Source organism: Paenibacillus cookii, from assembly GCF_018333375.1.
Lineage (GTDB): Bacteria > Bacillota > Bacilli > Paenibacillales > Paenibacillaceae > Paenibacillus_AQ > Paenibacillus_AQ cookii.
Genome location: NZ_BORW01000009.1, coordinates 17896 through 34101, shown reverse-complemented (window position 1 = coordinate 34101; position 16206 = coordinate 17896). Strand labels below are relative to the sequence as shown.

The window sequence follows — 16206 nt, the reverse complement described above, 5'->3', positions numbered from 1 at the left end:
GATCTCGTCCCAAACGCTGCTCTGTGAAGCATGTCAGCCTGTTCTCCCGCCGGCAGGGTGATGGCGGTCTCCGCCTTCCGCAAATTCCTATCAAACAGCTCTTAAGTATATAATCGAAATGAAGCTCCTTTAAAATGGGACAAATGATACTTGATAATTTCATATCATAATAATAAAATATTATTATAAATGACAGATTGTTGACCTTTGGTCTGCTATAACGCCGCGCGAGTTTCTTTTTTCAGCCATTGAAGCGGCAATTTATGGCGCATATGCATTATCACTCGGTCGAACAATATTTCATTCCATCCTGATTGCACTAAAAATACGGACTAAGGAGCCATGATCATGACACAACCAACGATTCAACCCATCGCAACCTCAAATGCCCCCGGAGCGATCGGTCCATATTCGCAGGCCGTTCGCATGGGGAACCTGCTGTTTGCTTCCGGACAACTTGGCATCGATCCCGCGACAGGCGAAATGCCGGCAACGGTCGAAGAGCAAACCCATCAATCCTTGAAAAACGCGAAAGCGATTCTGGAAGCGGCAGGCACGGATTTGTCCCATGTGGTCAAAACGACGGTTTTCCTGAACGACATGAACGATTTTGCGAAAGTGAACGAAATTTATGCAAGCTATTTCGCGCAGCCGTTCCCGGCCCGCAGTGCCGTACAGGTCGCCAAATTGCCGAAGGACGGACTCGTGGAAATCGAAGTCATCGCCATGATTCCGTAAAGGCCGGCAAGCAGCCCATGAAAATGGGCTGTTTTTTTATAGTTCATTTTTTATAGTTCATTTTCCCCGTTTTCTTCGGAAGCTTTTGGCATGACGGCTTGATGCGATTTAAAAGGATATGTTCGATTGCGGCAGCCAATCTGCAAATCTTAAGAGCTCGGGATGGAGCTGACGGAGATATTCCAAATCCGCCTTATAACCTTCCCTGATAAAAAAACGGGTGGCTTTGATTCCGTCATGCTCGTGTTTCGGCTCAGGAGCCGATAGCGGATACACCGCATGGACGCCAAAAAAACGGCTGATCCGCTCGGCAAGCTGTCGGACCGTCAGTTCGTCGCCGGCGATTTCGAGCGATTGTCCGATAAACCGATCCGGCTGCTCGAAAGCTTTCCGCGCAAATCCGCCGATATCTTGAACGGCAATCATTTGCACTTTGGTATCGGGTTCCCCTTTATAAGGAAGAAGAATTTGGCCATCTGCCTTTTGGAGCGTGAATTTAAAGTTTTCCATGAACATCACCGGGCGAAGGATCGTTGCCGGCAAATGCAGCTCACGGATATACCGCTCAATTCTTCCCTTGTTTTCAAACGAGGTGATCCCGGTATTCCGATTGGCTCCTGCGGCCGAGCTGTAAACCAAATGCGATACTCCCGCTGCCTTGGCGCATTCGGCTACGCGTTTCCCCTGAAGTTCTTCCTTTTCGGGATGGTCCACATCCAGCGCTTGAACGCTAAATACCCCATAGACGCCGTCCATGGCTTTTACCAATGTATCCGGGTCATCCAAATCCCCTTTCACGGTTTCGATCCCCAGCTTCGCGAGCGATTGCGAAGCCGCGTGCTTGGGATCCCGCACCAATGCCCGAACCTTCCATCCGTTTGCCGCCAACTGTCGGGCCACCGCGCCTCCTTGTTGTCCCGTGGCCCCCATGACCAAAATCACTTGTGAAGACATTCATTTTCCTCCTAGCACAATGTACCTTAGCGATAATCCGCTGTTGATAGTGTAACGGCGATGAAATATGATTTAAAGAAGGCAATATTTTTAAATATAATTTCAGAAAGTAAACTTACTATCTTTTTTATAGGAGAAAAGCATGGACATCCATACGGAAGAAGAACAGTGTCTTTATAACATCCAGCAGGCCATCGAGGTATTGGGAGGGAAATGGTCCTTTTTGGTTCTGGGTCAATTGTTTTGCCATGACGTCCAGCGTTTTAACCAGCTGCGAAGAACTTTGAAACAGATCAGCACCAAATCTTTGCGGGATACGCTGCGCCATTTGGAAGAAAATCAAATCGTGAAGCGGACCGTGCTTCCCACCGTACCCGTGACCGTGGAATATTCCTTGACCGATAAAGGAAGGGATTTTAAAACCATTATTTCCGAAATGCGGAGATGGGGCGAAAAATGGGGCAGCGGCGCAAGCGAATAATTCCTTGCAGATGCAAAGGGCCGTGCAGGGAGAAGGAGGGACGGGGTGACCACCCGGATATTTTTTTCAACGAATTCATTGGGCAGCATCGCTGCAGGACAAATCCAGAACATGCTTGACCGGTTTCATCTGGGCGAATTTGTTTCGTCCGAGCGGACCGCCGAAGGAGTCATGCAGCAGACGATGTTTATTACGTCGACTTCCGGAAAATTTGTGCTTAAAGGCAATCCGATTTATGAAGGGCAATGGGCGGAGGAGAAGTTTTTTGTCGATCACTTGCATGAAATCTGCCGTGTGCCCGTGCCGGTCCCGTACATCATCGATGACCAAAGCGATATTTTTGGGTGGAGCTACGCCCTCATGCCGCGTCTTCCCGGCGTACATTTTAATGATCCTGCTGTTCAAGCTGCGTTGTCGGGGACAGATCAATTGATGATCGCTTCACGTTTGGCCGAGACTTTAACTCAACTCCATCGCTGGAAAACGGATAGTTTCGGTGAATTCGATCCCGTGCTGCGGCGCATCCATCCTTTTGCGGATACCTATGGGTCATGGCTTTATAGCACGATCAAGTTTTGGCTGGCTGACGCAAAAAAATATTCCGATATCCGTGCCGAAGATCAGCGCTGGGCAGATCGCGTGCTGCAGCACTCGAAACCTTCATTTGATGCTTTGGAAATTCCGTCTTTCGTCATGGGGGATTTCAAGCCCGAGAATGTTCTTATGGAGCATGATGGGGACGGATGGCGGGTTAGCGGCGTCATCGATTTTACCACCTCCTATTTCGGGGACAGCATCGCCGATTTATGTAAAATAACCCTGCATTACCTTGATCTAGGCCAGGAAAAACTGGCTAAACGGTTCATTATGGAATATATGGGGCGAACGAATGCCGGCGAAGCCGAGATTCAAAGACTGAAGGTGCATTTGCTTCATCAACGCGTGCTGGATTGGGGATGTGCATACGCCACCCAAAGCGTAACCTGGGACAAACGGCTTTCGTTTTCGGAATGGGCGGATCGCTTTGTCCAGTTTGCTGCGGACATCAACTGAATATGTCCCTTCTCTTACAAACAGCCTGATCGATCCATTCGTTTGGGCTGTTTTGCTGCGTTTTAGAAAATCAAGCGGAAAAAATTCGAAAAATAAATTTTAATCGTTTTTTCGAGCTGCCTCGTCTTACTTATGTGAAACGAGTTTGGAAGGCTTCCATCGCAAACCGAAAAATAGAGAAGGGGGGCGGTTATGGGTGGAAAACACGATGAAAAAAGCGAATGTCGCAAGCTTGGACGTGATGGACGAAGAAGCTTTTTTCAGAGCTATAGCCGGCGAGCAGCGTAAATTGTATTCGATTGCCTTCAGTTATATGCGCAATGAGACGGACGCGCTGGAAATCGTGCAGGAGGCGGCATGCCGGGCTTGGATGAAACGCAAAAAGCTTAAAAACGAGCAGGCCTTTGTCCCGTGGCTCATTCGGATCACGATCAACTGCTGCATGGACGAGCTGCGCCGCAAAAAACGCGTTGTGCCAACGGATACGTTTAAAGAGGAAGCCGTTCAGGAGATGAAAAGCAGCGACAAGATCGACCTGGAGCGGGCGATGGCCAAATTGAAAAAGAAGTACCGCCATGTCGTGATGCTGAAATATTATCAGGACATGACGACTGCGGATATCGCCAAAGTGCTGCAAAAGCCCGAGGGCACGGTCAAAAGCTGGCTGCGCGAAGGATTAAAACAGCTTCGGAAATATCTGTAAGGACAGGAGGCGAATCGTACATGTTGGAAAAAGAACAGCGCATACTGGCACAGGATTCGGACGACATAAGCAAAAAAGTCCATGACCTTCCCGAGATGAAGCTTTCCACTGCGGTACGCCGCGGCATGATGCAAGGGAGGAACCGGGAAATGCGAAGACGAAAGTTATTTTACGGAATCGGGGCCATCGCCGTTGGAGCGGCAGCCATTATGATCACTATTTCATCGCTGGGAGTTGCCCCAAAGGAAAAACCATACGAATTGGTGCAAACGACAAGGAGCCCGCAACCGGCAGATTTCGAATCGTTCCGGCCGATTGCTGCACAAGACCAGGGCATTGCCGCCGCGTTGGACCAAGGGCTCGTGAAGCGGATCGATCAAAGCGTGGAGAAAAACGGCTTCCGCATCGAAATTGCAGGCGCTTTTACGGATGGACGAAAAGCATACATCATGTACAGCGCGCATAATCAAACGGACCATACCGCTTATCCGCTTGTCGAGTCCCTTAATTTCGGGGGAGTCGAAGCATCGCACTTTCGGGCGGAGTCGAAACATGCCATGGGCAGCAACATGCTGATGCCGGGCCAAACAGGCTACTATGTTTATACGGCAAACCTCGTCCCATCCGCGTCGTATAAAGGAGACGCCACATTAGCCGTTAAAATTTGGGATTCCACCACCAATGAATACCGGGATCAATTGAAATTTACGATTCCGCTCGAACCGAACATGTTCAAAAACGAGGAACGCATCTACCATCCGGGCAGCACGCTGACCGTCGACGGGCAAAAAATCAACGTGCGCCAGGTACAGTTTACGCCGCTGAACACCTATGTGGATTTGGAATACGATCGCAGCAACGGCAAGCAGATTTTTAAACTGCTGAATCCGGTCTTGATCGGAAAAAGCGGAGACAAGATCCAGAAAGCGTATTATCCGGATACGATGTTTTCCGACGAAACGAAAGTGACGCTCGTGTTTAAAACCAACACGTTTGACCAACTGGACCGAACGGAGCTGAAGGTTGCCGGTGTTGCGGCTTTGGATAAAGACAAGATGAAAATCGTCGTCGATTTGAACAAAAAGGAGATCATTGAAGCGCCGGACGATCATATTCAAATCATCGAACCGGAGGGGCCGGCGGGAGCGGGAGAGATTTTGTTCCATTATAAGCTTGAAAAAGCTCAGGCTGCGGAAAGCTTCGGCTTGTGGCTGGAGGACAGCTTCACGGATGCCGAAGGCGTCAAGCATAAAAGGCTGTCGCCGGAACACATTAAGCAGAGCGGACATACCGTGTCGGGAAATCCGGATGATTCGACCGAAGATTATAATCCCTATAATTTCGGAAAAGAAGCTCTCGACTACCCGCAGCCGCTGACGATCGGCATCAAACAATACTGGAATCCCATCATGGAATCGCAATCGGTCGACTTGGTTTCGAAAAAAGGGAACCTATAGACCATGAAGCCGAAAAAAGCAAGCTGAGGAGCCCGCAAGGTTTCTTGGCTTGTTTTTATATTGTCCATGGACCTGCTTTCCGGTAAAAGAACAACGTTCATTTCGGCAGACAAAACACGCTCGCTTTAAAAGCGGCGTGTTTTGTAGCTTACGGCAAAATGGCAAAGGATCGCACCGGAAATCCGGATGCCTTCTCCGGCTTAGGCACGATGTTGAAAATGACGGCTCCTTTGGCAGGCACCTTGTCCAAATTTTTCATCAGTTCGACTTGATAGGCGTCTTGTTCGAGTACGTAGTATTCGGCCAACAGGGCGCCGTTTTTTTGGTAATCGACGCTTGCGTCCGTATCGAACGTTTCATGCCCGATCGCTTTGATTTTGCGTTCCTGGAACAAAAACTCAAGAGCGGGGAGCGACCATCCCGGCGCATGGCTGTTACCGTCCGCGTCTTTGTTATCGAAGGCAACCTTGTCGGGCCAACGTTTGCTCCAGTCGGTGCGCAAAGCGACGAAGGAACCTTCCTCAATCAGTCCATGCTCCGCTTCGAATTGCAGAACGTCCTCCACGCCCAGCGCGAAATCATGGTTGGCTTCAGCTTCTTTGGATTTGTCGATCACGACGAGGGGGAGAACCAGTTCCTTCAAATCAAGCTCTTCCAGATAACGGGTATTCCGGACAAAATGGATCGGAGCATCCAAATGGGTGCCGTACTGCCCGGGGAACGTAAAGGTTTGGGCAAAAAAGCCGTCATCATGCTGAAACAACGTCGTAAATTGCGCATCGGCAAACGCCGAAAAATGGGGCGAATACTTTTGATGCAGCGGCATGTAAATAACCGCAAGGAATCCTTTGGATTCGTCATGGAGATGAACCAGGATTTTAAAGAGATTCCATCTTTGGTTGATTTTATATTACACTACTGTTATATTATATAAGTGAAATATTGATGAAACGAGTGAGCTCCGTGATGAACTTATCCAATGTGGAATTTATGCTGCTCCAATTAATTGCTGAATTGGATCAAGCTTCGGGATACGATATCAACAAATTAATCGATCAGCGCGGTTATCGGCAGTGGGCCAATATAGGCACGACTTCGGTGTATGCGGGACTGAAAAAATTGAACGAAAAAGAACTGGTCGAGTCGGAACCCGTGGGCGAAAAATCCGGAAAAGGCCCGATGCCGACGCGATTTGCGATCACGGAAAGCGGAAAGGCAGCGCTGCGTAACGAAATCTTAACCAGCCTTTCCACGTCGCGGGAGCGGGAGCAGCGTTTTGATCTCGGGCTGGCGGCGTTGCCATTCATCGAGGAAAACGAAGCTGTCGAAGCTTTGCGGAAGAGGCTGGATGTTCTTGATGAGGCTGCACAAACCATTACACGAACCTTTGAATCGCAGGGCGGCGCTCGGCTGCCGATTCACGCAAGGTCCCTGTTCCGTCATCCGCTGAACCTCATCGAAAGCGAACGGGCATTTGTGCTTGAACTAATCCATGAATTGTCGGAGGAGAGGAAATAGTATGTCTCATATCATCCAAGGTTTCGTTCCGTATGAAGGCGTGCATTGCGAAACGACGGCGATGGGCAATTTGCTTCAATTTGCAGGCATCCGGCTGTCGGAACCGATGTTGTTCGGGCTTGGGGAAGGATTAGGTTTTATTTATTGGGATTCGAAAAACATGGATTTTCCTTTTATCGGGGGAAGGATCAAAACGGATCGATTGTCTGCGCGGATCGCATCCCGGCTGAATTTGACTCATCGCGTCCAGGAAACAAGTTCGATCGAAAAAGCGCGGAAAAACGTGCAGAGCTGCCTGGAACGCGGGATTCCGGTAGGGCTTAAACTGGATTCCTATTACTTGGATTATTTTACGAACAAAGTACATTTTGCAGGCCACTATGCGGTGATTTACGGGATGGATGAGGAATACGCTTATATGGCGGACACGCGGCAGCAAGGGGGACTATTGAAGACGCGTTTGGACCGGCTGGCCATGGCGAGGAATGCCAAGGGGCCCATGAGTTCCCGGAATCTTTCCTTTACCATCGAACCCGCGGGCGATCTTCCGCCGCTGAAACCCGCCGTTCGTTCGGCTTTGTCCCAAAATGCGCATGACTTTTTGAATCCCCCCATCCAAAACGCAGGCCATAAAGGCATACTAAAAGCTGCTCGGGATTCCGGGCGGCTTTTTGTTTACTCCTTACCCGAATAAATTGTTCGGTTCCCTCATGCTTACTTTTAAGTAAGTCCCCTACTTTAAAGTGGGTTCTTAACATCATGTAGCTGCGATGCTAAGCTTGAGCTATCCAAATATTAGGATCCATTAAAGGGGAGGAAAAAACAGTGAAAATCATTGTTTTTGGAGCGACGGGGAATACGGGGAAAAGAGCGTTGGTGCAAGGGATGAAACGGGGACATGAAATGACCGCTTTTGTACGAAATGCTGAGAAGCTTGCTGGCCAACTAGGTCAATATTCCGCACAACATGTGAAGGTAATCGAGGACGATATGATGGACCCGGTAAGCGTCCGTAAGGCACTCGCGAACCAAGACGCCGCTATTATTGCAGCGGGCCATGCGGGACAGGGAGAAGAGTTTGTTCGGATCGTCGATAACATAATAAGCCAATGCGAATTGGAGCCAAGTTTCTCCGGGCGGGTATGGGTCATGGGAGGAGCGGGCCTGCTGGATATTCCTTATACCGATCTGATCGGCAATAATCTACCCGGCTTCCCGCCTGAATATCAAGATCACAACCGGAATTTCGAAAGGCTGCAGCGGACGGGACTCGATTGGTCTATGATGTGTCCGGGAACCATGATGGATCCGATGGAGCATCCAGATCCGGTTCGTCTACATGTAACAACGGATATCTTGCCCGTTCCGATGCCGGAGGAGATCAGGGAATATGCCGAGGCTGAGATTGCCGGTCATTTGTTTAGCAGATTTCAAGAGCTGAATGTTGCTTACGACGATGTCGTCATGTGTATGCTTGACCATCTTGAGCCAGGAGGAGCATATAAAAGGAAACGGGTCGGCCTAGCCTATCGAAGCAATGTTTCGGTTCGTTGAGGAGGAGGGGGATTATGGGATTGTTTGGATTATTGCTTGCTCTGCACATATTGTCTTCGATCGCCATCATTGGCCCCGCTTTCGTGATGCCCATCTTTCGAAGATCTGCTAAAACTGCCGACCAGCTGCACTTTGTTTTGGGTATGACGACGAAGCTTGCCATTATACCTAAAATTGGCGGAACCATGCTTGTTATAACCGGAGTTTGGCTTATGATTCTGACCAAGATGGGGTTATCCCAAATGTGGCTGAATGTATCCATCCTTTTATCGCTGCTCATGGTCGTCATGATCGACGGATGGGTCGAGCCGCGTATGAAAAAGATCGCAAAGATCCTATCTGAAAGTCAAGGGCAGGGTCACGTAATCCCCGCCGAGTTCGGACTGCTGATCCGGAAGATCGCACCCATCGAGACGGCGGCACAGCTGCTGATGATTGGCACCCTGGTGCTTATGGTCGTTAAGCCATTTTAAAGAAGCCGATGAGAGGCGCCCTAACCAAATTGTGATCAGTAATGCACCATCAGCAAAGGAAAAGGGAGTTTCGGATGTGGAAAAGGCTTTTGCTTCCTATACGGAAGCTCCTTTTTTATATCGGGAGACAAGACTTATGTTTTTCCTCTACCAATAGAAAAGCTAATACTCGTCAACAGAAGAGGGTATTAGCCTGTTTTAATAGCAAATTTGCCGTCGGCCAAAGCATTATCATTCGGATTAGACCGATCGAGTTAATGTTTTTAATACCTCGAATTAGCGCCTTCATTTGCATCAACTAATGCATCAACTAAATTACGTAAAATAATAATTTGACGAATAATTAGAAAAGAGTTACTCTGATGATAAGGAGGTTTGGCAATAAGTGGATAAAACTGCGAAGCTGCATTATATGAAACGCGTCGAAAGCAAATGCGCCGAGCTGCCTTGGTACGTAACCGAATACATCGATAGCCGCAAGCGAAAACTGTCGCATACGACGCTGCTGAATTACTGCCACGATTACCTGATCTTTTTTGATTGGCTTGTTTCGGTAAAACCCGGGGGCGGTGATCGCAAAAACATTGAATTGTCGCTACTGGAGTCGCTGACCGTACGCGAGGTCGAAAACTTCCTGTATTTCCTGGAATATCAATTGGATAACAACAAATATACGATCAACCGGAAATTGTCGGCTTTAAAATCGCTGTTTGATTATCTTCAAAACAAAGCTGAAACGCCGGACCTCAAGCCGTATATTCAGCGCAATGTCATGGCCAAAATCGATTTTAATTCCATCAAGGAAAGCCAGGAAACGATCGCTTATCGCATTGAAGGCAAAATTTTGCGCGAAGATGATTTTGAGAAGTTCCGTCAGTTTGTGGCGCATGATTTTGGCGTATTAAACCAGGATAACCGACGTTTACAGCGCTTTCATGAATTTAACCGGGAGCGGGATACGGCCATCGTGTCATTGATTCTCGGATCCGGACTGCGATTATCCGAAGTAGCGGGCATCAACCTGGAGGATCTGGATATGAACAAAGGCCAGGTGCGCGTGCTGCGTAAAGGCGGCAAGGAACAATACGTATATTTTAGCAAGCAAGCGTTATTGGACCTGGAAAATTATTTGAAGATCCGGGAAACCCGGTATGTACCGGCAAAATCGGAAAACTGCCTGTTTATAGCGGCGCCGATCGGACGCAAAGGCCAAAGCCGGCGATTGACGCCGAGATCGATCGAAAAGCTGATCGAAAAATACGCTGCAGCGTTTGGCAAGCCGGCATTAACCGTGCATTCCTTGAGGCATTCGTTTGCGACGCGATATCATTTGGAGAACAACGACGTGCCGAAGCTCAAAAATCAGCTGGGACATTCGTCGATTCAAACAACGATGATCTACACGCATTTGACAGATGAAGAGATGAGAAAAGCCGTCAATAATATGGATAAGTGAAAAAAATCAATAAAATAGCCGCTTCCGGTTTTCTTTATTACATTTTCACAAAACTCGTATTTTGTACATATGTCTTCTAACGCCAGTTATTTTATTTTCAGCTCCAACTGCTTGTTGTATCATTCATGAAGAACTGAAATGTAATGTTAAAATGGTCTTTCACTATTCCGAAGCAGGGACTGAATTCAGTTTCTTGCAACGGGAATATAACTTGTCCTTTTTCGCTGAATTTTTGCTCTCAGGACGCTTCATCAGAATTTCTATGAATTTAGACATCAGTTTCTCTACTTCTTTCTCAGTCGCATACTTTGCATAGCCTCGAATTGCAGTCAATCTCATATCTAGATAGCGCTCTTTTTTAAACGCTTTTAAGAAGAATTCCTTTAAATCAATATCTTCACAGAACACAAGTGCTTTCAATATAGTGTTGCGAAAGTACAAATTTTTAGCCTTAAAATATAGTTCTATTAAAAATTCAACATCTTCATTTGACAACGTTATATCCTTACATCTTTCCAGCAGCTGTTGAAAATCGTCTTTATTTTCAAACCCTCTTTTTTGGGACATTTTCTTAAGCTCTTCAATTATGTTTATCATTTGTACTCCCTCCATCATTTCCTTCTCTTCTCTGGCTAAGTGACCGGCTCAGGTAAACTAATCAAAATAAGCTCCTCGCGCCGCGACCTAATTTAGCCAAAGCAGCTTATTGAGCAAATTTATTTCTATGGAACCATGCTCTTGTCCTTCGTCAATACATCAAAGTAATTTTTTGCCCTCTTCTTATGTTCATTATCCATTACGGCAATCGGTACAAGCTTGTCACGATAAAACATAAGCTGCGGAGTGATTCCCCGCAGCTCTCTCGTCAAACCAGATTGTATCCGCCTTATTGTTGAGTGGCCAAGTAATTGGCTAGTTGCTCGAACGTGCCTTCAAAACCAACGTCCGGCGGCCGAAGCGCCTGATAAGTGGACATCTGGCAACATCGGATGGGGACTGGGTTGGATGCTTTATGACTGGAACGGAGTTTCTGTGTTTGGACACGACGGTGCAACGATCGGGCAAAACAGCTATTTGCGCGTAGTCCCCGGATGCGGCGTAGCCGTTGCCTTATTGGCTAACGGCGGAAACACAGATCTGCTCCAGTCGGCTCTTTTTCGGGAACTTTTCAAGGAATTGGCCGGTGCGAGTATGCCTGACGCCGTGTTCGAACCGGCACCATACCCGCCAGCGGTTGATATTAAGCCGTTCGTTGGTACCTATAAGCGTCAAGGAGTCGTCATGACGGTTACGGAAAGAAACGGGATGCTGCATTTGTTATACGAAATTTTCGATGGCAGGCAAATCCCCTCTCCACCGCTGGAAATAACCCTCAGCCCCGTGTCAGAAACGGTATTTGCAGGGGCGGGCATCGGCCAGGACTGGATACCCGTGGTTTTCTCAACGCTGGCGGACGGTTCCGTATATTGCTACATCGGCATGCGAGCCGCACCGAAAATCGCGTAAGCGCTAAATTTTCTTTATAGTCACTCTGCGGGTAGTGTCAGCTTCACTGGGACTACCCCAGTAATAATCCTTCATCCATCCCCCGTTTTCGGTAACAATCTCTGTTGGATCGAAAGACCATTCCCTCCTCCTTGGCCGCTAAGTCGATATTTTTCATGGCATGAGGCCATCTTTACGGGTTTCCTATCGGAGCACGCGATCGTTTGACGATTACAAGTCTATCGGGCAAAATAATGGTTACCACCCGGATGTGACTCATCCTCAACAACTATTAAAGACAGTGCCATCATACCGCTCCAATGGATAAGAACCATTGCGTCCGGAAGGGGTCCCACCCCTTCGACGGATTAACACTTCTAATCTTGCAACCAACTCGTCCGTATGGAATGGTTTCGTTAAATAGTCATCAGCAAATTGCAAACCATCTACCTTATCAGTGACCGATGTTCGCGCAGATAATAGCAAAATAGGAACATCAGGAGCTGCCTTTTTTAATCGTTTCCCCACCGTAAATCCGTCTAAACCGGGTAACATGATATCCAAAACAACGACTTCATGCTGATGTACCTCTGTTTCGGCTCCTTCCCCAGATAACAGCCATTTAACGGTAAATCCCCGCTGTTCCAATTCTTCTTTTAGCAGGCTGCCTATTTTCTCATGATCTTCAATATATAGTACATTTCTTTTCAAGCAACATCCCTCTCTCTATATCGTATTCATAAATGCTGCAAGAGAATCAACGGCATTGAGAAACCTCCAGGTTGCCTCATCCTCAAGCCAATGATCCCATTCGTCAATGCCATATAGCTCACTTTGTCCTCCATACTTTTTCATATATTATCATAATTTGGGTTCCGGGATATAACCCGAACGGCAGCAATTACTTGCTGGCCAGGCATCTTTCTCCGCCCCTCTTCGTAAATGAAAGCCAACAAGCGTTGATCAAAACAGTTACGCAAAAAGCAGCATGGTCAAGGAACCTGACCATGCTGCTGCAACTTTGCTTGGATCAAAGACGAAGGAGCGCGATCGCTAACCTTTGATCCCGGAAAGCGTTACTCCCTCTATTATATAACGCTGACCGATGATATACACGATCAGTACCGGAATCAGCGCAATCGAGGCGCCGGCCATCATGAGCGTCCAGTCCGTGGAATACATGCCGCGGTACAGGTTCAGCATCATCGGGACGGTGAATTTTTCGGGAGTGTTCAGGAATATGAGCGGATAGAAAAAGCTGTTCCACATGCCGAGGAACGTGAAAATGCCGAGCGCCGACAAAGCCGGCTTCACCAGGGGCAGCATGATCCGCGCATAAATCGTCCAGCGGTTGGCGCCGTCCACGATGGCGGCCTCCTCCATCTCCTTCGGAATGCCTCTGAAAAACTGGCGCAGCAGAAACACGCCGAAGGCGTTAAACAAGGCGGCGGGCACAATGATCGACAAATGCGAATCGAGCCAGCCGATGCTTTTCATCATCAAATACAGGGGAATGATCGTAACTTGCCCCGGCACCATCATCGTCGCCAGAAACAGGACGAAGAGGGGCTCCCGGAAGGGGAAGCGGATCTTGGCAAACGCGTAAGCCGCCATCGAGCAGGTGAACAGCTGCGAAGCAACGACGATCACGTTGATGTAGAAGCTGTTGAAATATGCTTTTCCGAAAGGCAGCGCGGTTAACGAGGTTTTGAAATTGGACCACACGAACGGATCGGGGATCCATTTCGGCGGCACGATAAAAACTTGGGACAGATCCTTGAGCGAGCTGAGCAGCATCCATATAAACGGAAGTGCCATGATGCACGCGCCGATCAGCAATATAATATGAAGCAGGACGGTGGACAAGCGTAGTCCTCTGGTCTGCATGCGTTCTCCTCCTTATCCGGTCGATTCTAGTCCTCGTAATGAACCCAGCGTTTGGATATTTTCATTTGGAACAGCGTCAGCGCCAAGATCATGATGAACAAAATGACTGCGGTCGCCGTGCTTTTCCCGAACGTAAAGTCCACGAACGCCGAATCGTAAATATGAAACACGATCGTATAGCTCGCTTTCGCGGGCCCGCCGGAGGTCATGACGAACGACTGGTCGAACACCTGAAACGAACCGATGATCGTCATAATCGTCACGAAAAAGGTCGTCGGAGATAGCAGCGGAACGGTTATGTTGATAAACTGCTGCCATTTGCTGGCGCCGTCAATTTGTGCCGCTTCGTAATAGCTGGCGGATATGCCCTGCAGCCCGGCCAGGAACAAGACCATGTTCCCGCCAAGACCCATCCAGACGCTGAGCATGGCGATCGACGGCATGACAAACCGCGTATCGGTCAGCCAGCGGGGACCGTCGATCCCGAACCACTCCTTCAAATAAAGGTTGATCAGACCGAAATCCGCGTTAAACAGCCACATAAAGACGACGGCGACCGCAACGGACATCGTAATGTTCGGCATAAAATAAATGAGTCTGTAGATCAGCTTGCCTTTTACCCGGTTCAAGCCGACCGCGATGAGCATCGCCAAAATAATGCCCGTAGGCACGGTCAGCACCGTATAGTACAGCGTATTGACCACGGCGATCCGGAAATCCTCATCCTTGAACGTGTTGATGAAGTTGTCCAGTCCGACAAACTGCTTCTCCCCCATCCCGTCCCATTTCATCATGCTGAGCACGAAAGCCGAAATCAGGGGAATTAAGGAGAACAGCAGCAGTCCGACCAATTGGGGAAAAATAAAGACATACCCCCAAATCCCATCCGATGTCTTGCTTGTCATAGCGGTCTTCCGTTTGTTGTCCGGCTGCAAGGCCGGTGCAGAAGCCGTTCTGCTGGCCGTCTGATTCTGCATAAACAACCACCTTCCCTTTTGCGAATTATGCCTTATGAAGCGCTGGCCGTCAGCCGCCGGCCGTATGGAAAGAGGGAAGGAACGCTGCGCTGTGCCCTGCGCTCCCCCCCTCCGGACTTTCGTTATTTGCCGTTTTTATAATCGTCGATTTTTTTGTTGGCCATGTCTTGAATGTCTTTGAGCGACGCGTCCAATTCGCCGTTCTTGAGCCACAGTGCCTCGAACTTGGAAGTGATGTCCGTGCTTAACCCCGGAATGCCGGCCTCGAACGGCGTCAGCGAATAACCTACCTCACGGGCATCGAGGAACAGCTGCGCATGCTCCGGCAGGTTGCCTTCCAGAACGACGTCATCCACGCCTTGAACGGACGGTACGGCATTGCCCCCGCCTTGCAGACGGAACTTCTGTCCTTCCGCGCTCAGGAACTCGGAATAGAAGGTATAGGCGGCGTCTTTATGCTTCGATGCGCTGTTCATGACCAGGAATGCCGTCGGAATTCCGGCCGGTTCAATCTTGTTGCCGGTGTTCGTCGGCCAGGTCACGACATCATACTCCAGGCTGGCGTTTTTCTTGAACAGCGGCAGATACCAGCGTCCGGCTCCGACGAAACCGACTTGGTTGGACATAAACATGGCGTCGCCGCCCTGCCCCTTCGGCAGCGTACCTGCAAATGTAATATTTTTCTCCTTCACGTTATCGTACAGGAACTGGAACGCTTCTTTCGCCTTCGGATCGTCATAACCGATAAACTTGCCGTTATCGTCGTAGACTTTGCCGCCGTTGGACGTTACCCAGCTGTAATAGCTGTTCCAGGAGTTGTCCAGTACGTATCCGTACTTTTTCGAGTCGCGGATTTTCTCCACCATGCCTTTGAAAGCGTCCCAGGTCCACTCACCCTTCGCCTGAAGGTCGGCCGGCATTTCCGTAATTCCCGCGTCCTTCAACACTTTTTTGTTGTACCACAGCACCATCGGGTTGCAGTCGACCGGCACGCCGTAGATTTTGCCGTCACGCTTCGCCGCGCCCCACAGCCCCTCGAAATAGTCCTCCGGTTTGATTCTGCTGTCTGCCGCCGTCATTCGCGGCGTTACTTCCTCGATGCTTTTGTTCTCGATCAGTTTCACGACAAAGCCATCGCCGGCATAAAACACGTCAGGAGCGGTTCCTCCCGTCAGCTGCGTCAAAATTTTCTGGTCGTATTCCCCCGGAATCGGAATCAGCTCCGCCTCAATGTCCGGATGCTTCGAGTTGAAGTCCTTCGTAAACTCTTGGAAGCGGGTCAGCTCTCCGGGATTCCCCCAGGTCGCCCATTTAATCTTGACCTTCTCCCCGCCGCCTTTGCCGTCTTCCGACACCGCTCCCTGGTTGTCGCTGCCGCCACCCGATCCGCATGCCTGCAGCACAACCGACGCCAACAATACCACCGCGAGCAAGGACTTTCTGAGCTTCTTCATTTCTTTACTCCCCCAT

16 protein-coding genes and 2 pseudogenes are annotated in these 16206 nt (G+C 49.1%); 11 read left to right on the top strand and 7 right to left on the bottom strand.

All coding sequences use genetic code 11. The features are described 5' to 3' along the window. Window positions 1-348: 348 nt before the first annotated feature. On the top strand, window positions 349-738 hold the full coding sequence (locus KI367_RS10870; RefSeq protein WP_036709690.1) for a RidA family protein: 390 nt from the start codon (window positions 349-351) through the stop codon (window positions 736-738). A gap of 108 nt (window positions 739-846) precedes the next feature. Here the strand turns inward: KI367_RS10870 and KI367_RS10865 are convergent, their stop codons facing one another. Then, the gene (locus KI367_RS10865) at window positions 847-1692 is read right to left on the bottom strand and encodes an NmrA/HSCARG family protein (RefSeq protein WP_036709687.1); all 846 of its coding nucleotides are present in this window, start codon (window positions 1690-1692) and stop codon (window positions 847-849) included. A 142-nt stretch (window positions 1693-1834) separates the two neighbouring features. On the opposite strand from KI367_RS10865, the gene KI367_RS10860 reads away from it, so the two are divergent. The 4 genes from KI367_RS10860 to KI367_RS10845 all read left to right on the top strand — a co-directional run bounded on the left by KI367_RS10860 (window position 1835) and on the right by KI367_RS10845 (window position 5386). Then, window positions 1835-2173 carry a winged helix-turn-helix transcriptional regulator gene (locus tag KI367_RS10860; RefSeq protein ID WP_036709685.1) on the top strand — a complete coding sequence of 113 codons (339 nt, stop codon included), beginning with the start codon at window positions 1835-1837 and terminating at the stop codon, window positions 2171-2173. 171 nt (window positions 2174-2344) lie between these two features. Then, the gene (locus tag KI367_RS10855; RefSeq protein WP_306433231.1) at window positions 2345-3226 is read left to right on the top strand and encodes a phosphotransferase family protein; all 882 of its coding nucleotides are present in this window, start codon (window positions 2345-2347) and stop codon (window positions 3224-3226) included. A 208-nt stretch (window positions 3227-3434) separates the two neighbouring features. Further along, window positions 3435-3929 carry a sigma-70 family RNA polymerase sigma factor gene (locus KI367_RS10850; protein WP_052146984.1) on the top strand — a complete coding sequence of 165 codons (495 nt, stop codon included), beginning with the start codon at window positions 3435-3437 and terminating at the stop codon, window positions 3927-3929. 20 nt (window positions 3930-3949) lie between these two features. Continuing rightward, window positions 3950-5386 carry a DUF4179 domain-containing protein gene (locus KI367_RS10845; RefSeq protein WP_212949578.1) on the top strand — a complete coding sequence of 479 codons (1437 nt, stop codon included), beginning with the start codon at window positions 3950-3952 and terminating at the stop codon, window positions 5384-5386. A 148-nt stretch (window positions 5387-5534) separates the two neighbouring features. Here the strand turns inward: KI367_RS10845 and KI367_RS10840 are convergent, their stop codons facing one another. Continuing rightward, window positions 5535-6212, bottom strand: coding sequence for a cyclase family protein (locus tag KI367_RS10840; protein ID WP_212949576.1), 678 nt, complete (start codon window positions 6210-6212; stop codon window positions 5535-5537). A 137-nt stretch (window positions 6213-6349) separates the two neighbouring features. On the opposite strand from KI367_RS10840, the gene KI367_RS10835 reads away from it, so the two are divergent. The 5 genes and pseudogenes from KI367_RS10835 (at window position 6350) to xerS (ending at window position 10387) form a co-directional block, all read left to right on the top strand. Continuing rightward, on the top strand, window positions 6350-6904 hold the full coding sequence (locus KI367_RS10835; RefSeq protein ID WP_212949724.1) for a PadR family transcriptional regulator: 555 nt from the start codon (window positions 6350-6352) through the stop codon (window positions 6902-6904). A 1-nt stretch (window position 6905) separates the two neighbouring features. After that, window positions 6906-7562 (top strand): annotated as a pseudogene (locus KI367_RS10830) (BtrH N-terminal domain-containing protein); the annotation flags it as partial. Window positions 7563-7729: 167 nt separating this feature from the next. Further along, the gene (locus KI367_RS10825; protein ID WP_212949572.1) at window positions 7730-8458 is read left to right on the top strand and encodes an NAD(P)-dependent oxidoreductase; all 729 of its coding nucleotides are present in this window, start codon (window positions 7730-7732) and stop codon (window positions 8456-8458) included. A 14-nt stretch (window positions 8459-8472) separates the two neighbouring features. Further along, window positions 8473-8931 carry a DUF2269 family protein gene (locus KI367_RS10820; RefSeq protein WP_212949570.1) on the top strand — a complete coding sequence of 153 codons (459 nt, stop codon included), beginning with the start codon at window positions 8473-8475 and terminating at the stop codon, window positions 8929-8931. 385 nt (window positions 8932-9316) lie between these two features. Continuing rightward, on the top strand, window positions 9317-10387 hold the full coding sequence (xerS, locus tag KI367_RS10815; protein WP_212949568.1) for a tyrosine recombinase XerS: 1071 nt from the start codon (window positions 9317-9319) through the stop codon (window positions 10385-10387). A gap of 162 nt (window positions 10388-10549) precedes the next feature. Here xerS and KI367_RS10810 read toward each other — a convergent pair whose 3' ends face one another. Then, complete coding sequence (locus KI367_RS10810) at window positions 10550-10984, bottom strand: hypothetical protein (protein ID WP_246536841.1); 435 nt, start codon at window positions 10982-10984, stop codon at window positions 10550-10552. Window positions 10985-11230: 246 nt separating this feature from the next. On the opposite strand from KI367_RS10810, the gene KI367_RS10805 reads away from it, so the two are divergent. Further along, window positions 11231-11893: a serine hydrolase gene (locus KI367_RS10805; RefSeq protein WP_212949566.1), complete on the top strand. Its 663-nt coding sequence runs from the start codon at window positions 11231-11233 to the stop codon at window positions 11891-11893. 315 nt (window positions 11894-12208) lie between these two features. On the opposite strand, the pseudogene KI367_RS10800 reads toward KI367_RS10805, so the two are convergent. From KI367_RS10800 to KI367_RS10785, 4 genes and pseudogenes are all read right to left on the bottom strand, one after another. Beyond that, a pseudogene (locus KI367_RS10800) lies at window positions 12209-12583 on the bottom strand (response regulator transcription factor); the annotation flags it as partial. A gap of 342 nt (window positions 12584-12925) precedes the next feature. Further along, window positions 12926-13759: a carbohydrate ABC transporter permease gene (locus KI367_RS10795; RefSeq protein WP_212949565.1), complete on the bottom strand. Its 834-nt coding sequence runs from the start codon at window positions 13757-13759 to the stop codon at window positions 12926-12928. A gap of 26 nt (window positions 13760-13785) precedes the next feature. Continuing rightward, the gene (locus tag KI367_RS10790) at window positions 13786-14664 is read right to left on the bottom strand and encodes a carbohydrate ABC transporter permease (RefSeq protein ID WP_081992359.1); all 879 of its coding nucleotides are present in this window, start codon (window positions 14662-14664) and stop codon (window positions 13786-13788) included. 194 nt (window positions 14665-14858) lie between these two features. Beyond that, complete coding sequence (locus tag KI367_RS10785; RefSeq protein ID WP_212949563.1) at window positions 14859-16190, bottom strand: ABC transporter substrate-binding protein; 1332 nt, start codon at window positions 16188-16190, stop codon at window positions 14859-14861. Between the last annotated feature and the right edge of the window lie 16 nt (window positions 16191-16206).

Excerpts from the sequence above, each read along its gene's own strand:
- KI367_RS10870 (WP_036709690.1), top strand. The coding sequence starts at position 349 with ATGACACAACCAACGATTCAACCCATCGCAACCTCAAATGCCCCCGGA.
- KI367_RS10865 (WP_036709687.1), bottom strand. The coding sequence starts at position 1,692 with ATGTCTTCACAAGTGATTTTGGTCATGGGGGCCACGGGACAACAAGGA.
- KI367_RS10860 (WP_036709685.1), top strand. The coding sequence starts at position 1,835 with ATGGACATCCATACGGAAGAAGAACAGTGTCTTTATAACATCCAGCAG.
- KI367_RS10855 (WP_306433231.1), top strand. The coding sequence starts at position 2,345 with ATGCAGCAGACGATGTTTATTACGTCGACTTCCGGAAAATTTGTGCTT.
- KI367_RS10850 (WP_052146984.1), top strand. The coding sequence starts at position 3,435 with ATGAAAAAAGCGAATGTCGCAAGCTTGGACGTGATGGACGAAGAAGCT.
- KI367_RS10845 (WP_212949578.1), top strand. The coding sequence starts at position 3,950 with ATGTTGGAAAAAGAACAGCGCATACTGGCACAGGATTCGGACGACATA.
- KI367_RS10840 (WP_212949576.1), bottom strand. The coding sequence starts at position 6,212 with ATGCCGCTGCATCAAAAGTATTCGCCCCATTTTTCGGCGTTTGCCGAT.
- KI367_RS10820 (WP_212949570.1), top strand. The coding sequence starts at position 8,473 with ATGGGATTGTTTGGATTATTGCTTGCTCTGCACATATTGTCTTCGATC.
- KI367_RS10810 (WP_246536841.1), bottom strand. The coding sequence starts at position 10,984 with ATGATAAACATAATTGAAGAGCTTAAGAAAATGTCCCAAAAAAGAGGG.
- KI367_RS10795 (WP_212949565.1), bottom strand. The coding sequence starts at position 13,759 with ATGCAGACCAGAGGACTACGCTTGTCCACCGTCCTGCTTCATATTATA.
- KI367_RS10790 (WP_081992359.1), bottom strand. The coding sequence starts at position 14,664 with ATGACAAGCAAGACATCGGATGGGATTTGGGGGTATGTCTTTATTTTT.
- KI367_RS10785 (WP_212949563.1), bottom strand. The coding sequence starts at position 16,190 with ATGAAGAAGCTCAGAAAGTCCTTGCTCGCGGTGGTATTGTTGGCGTCG.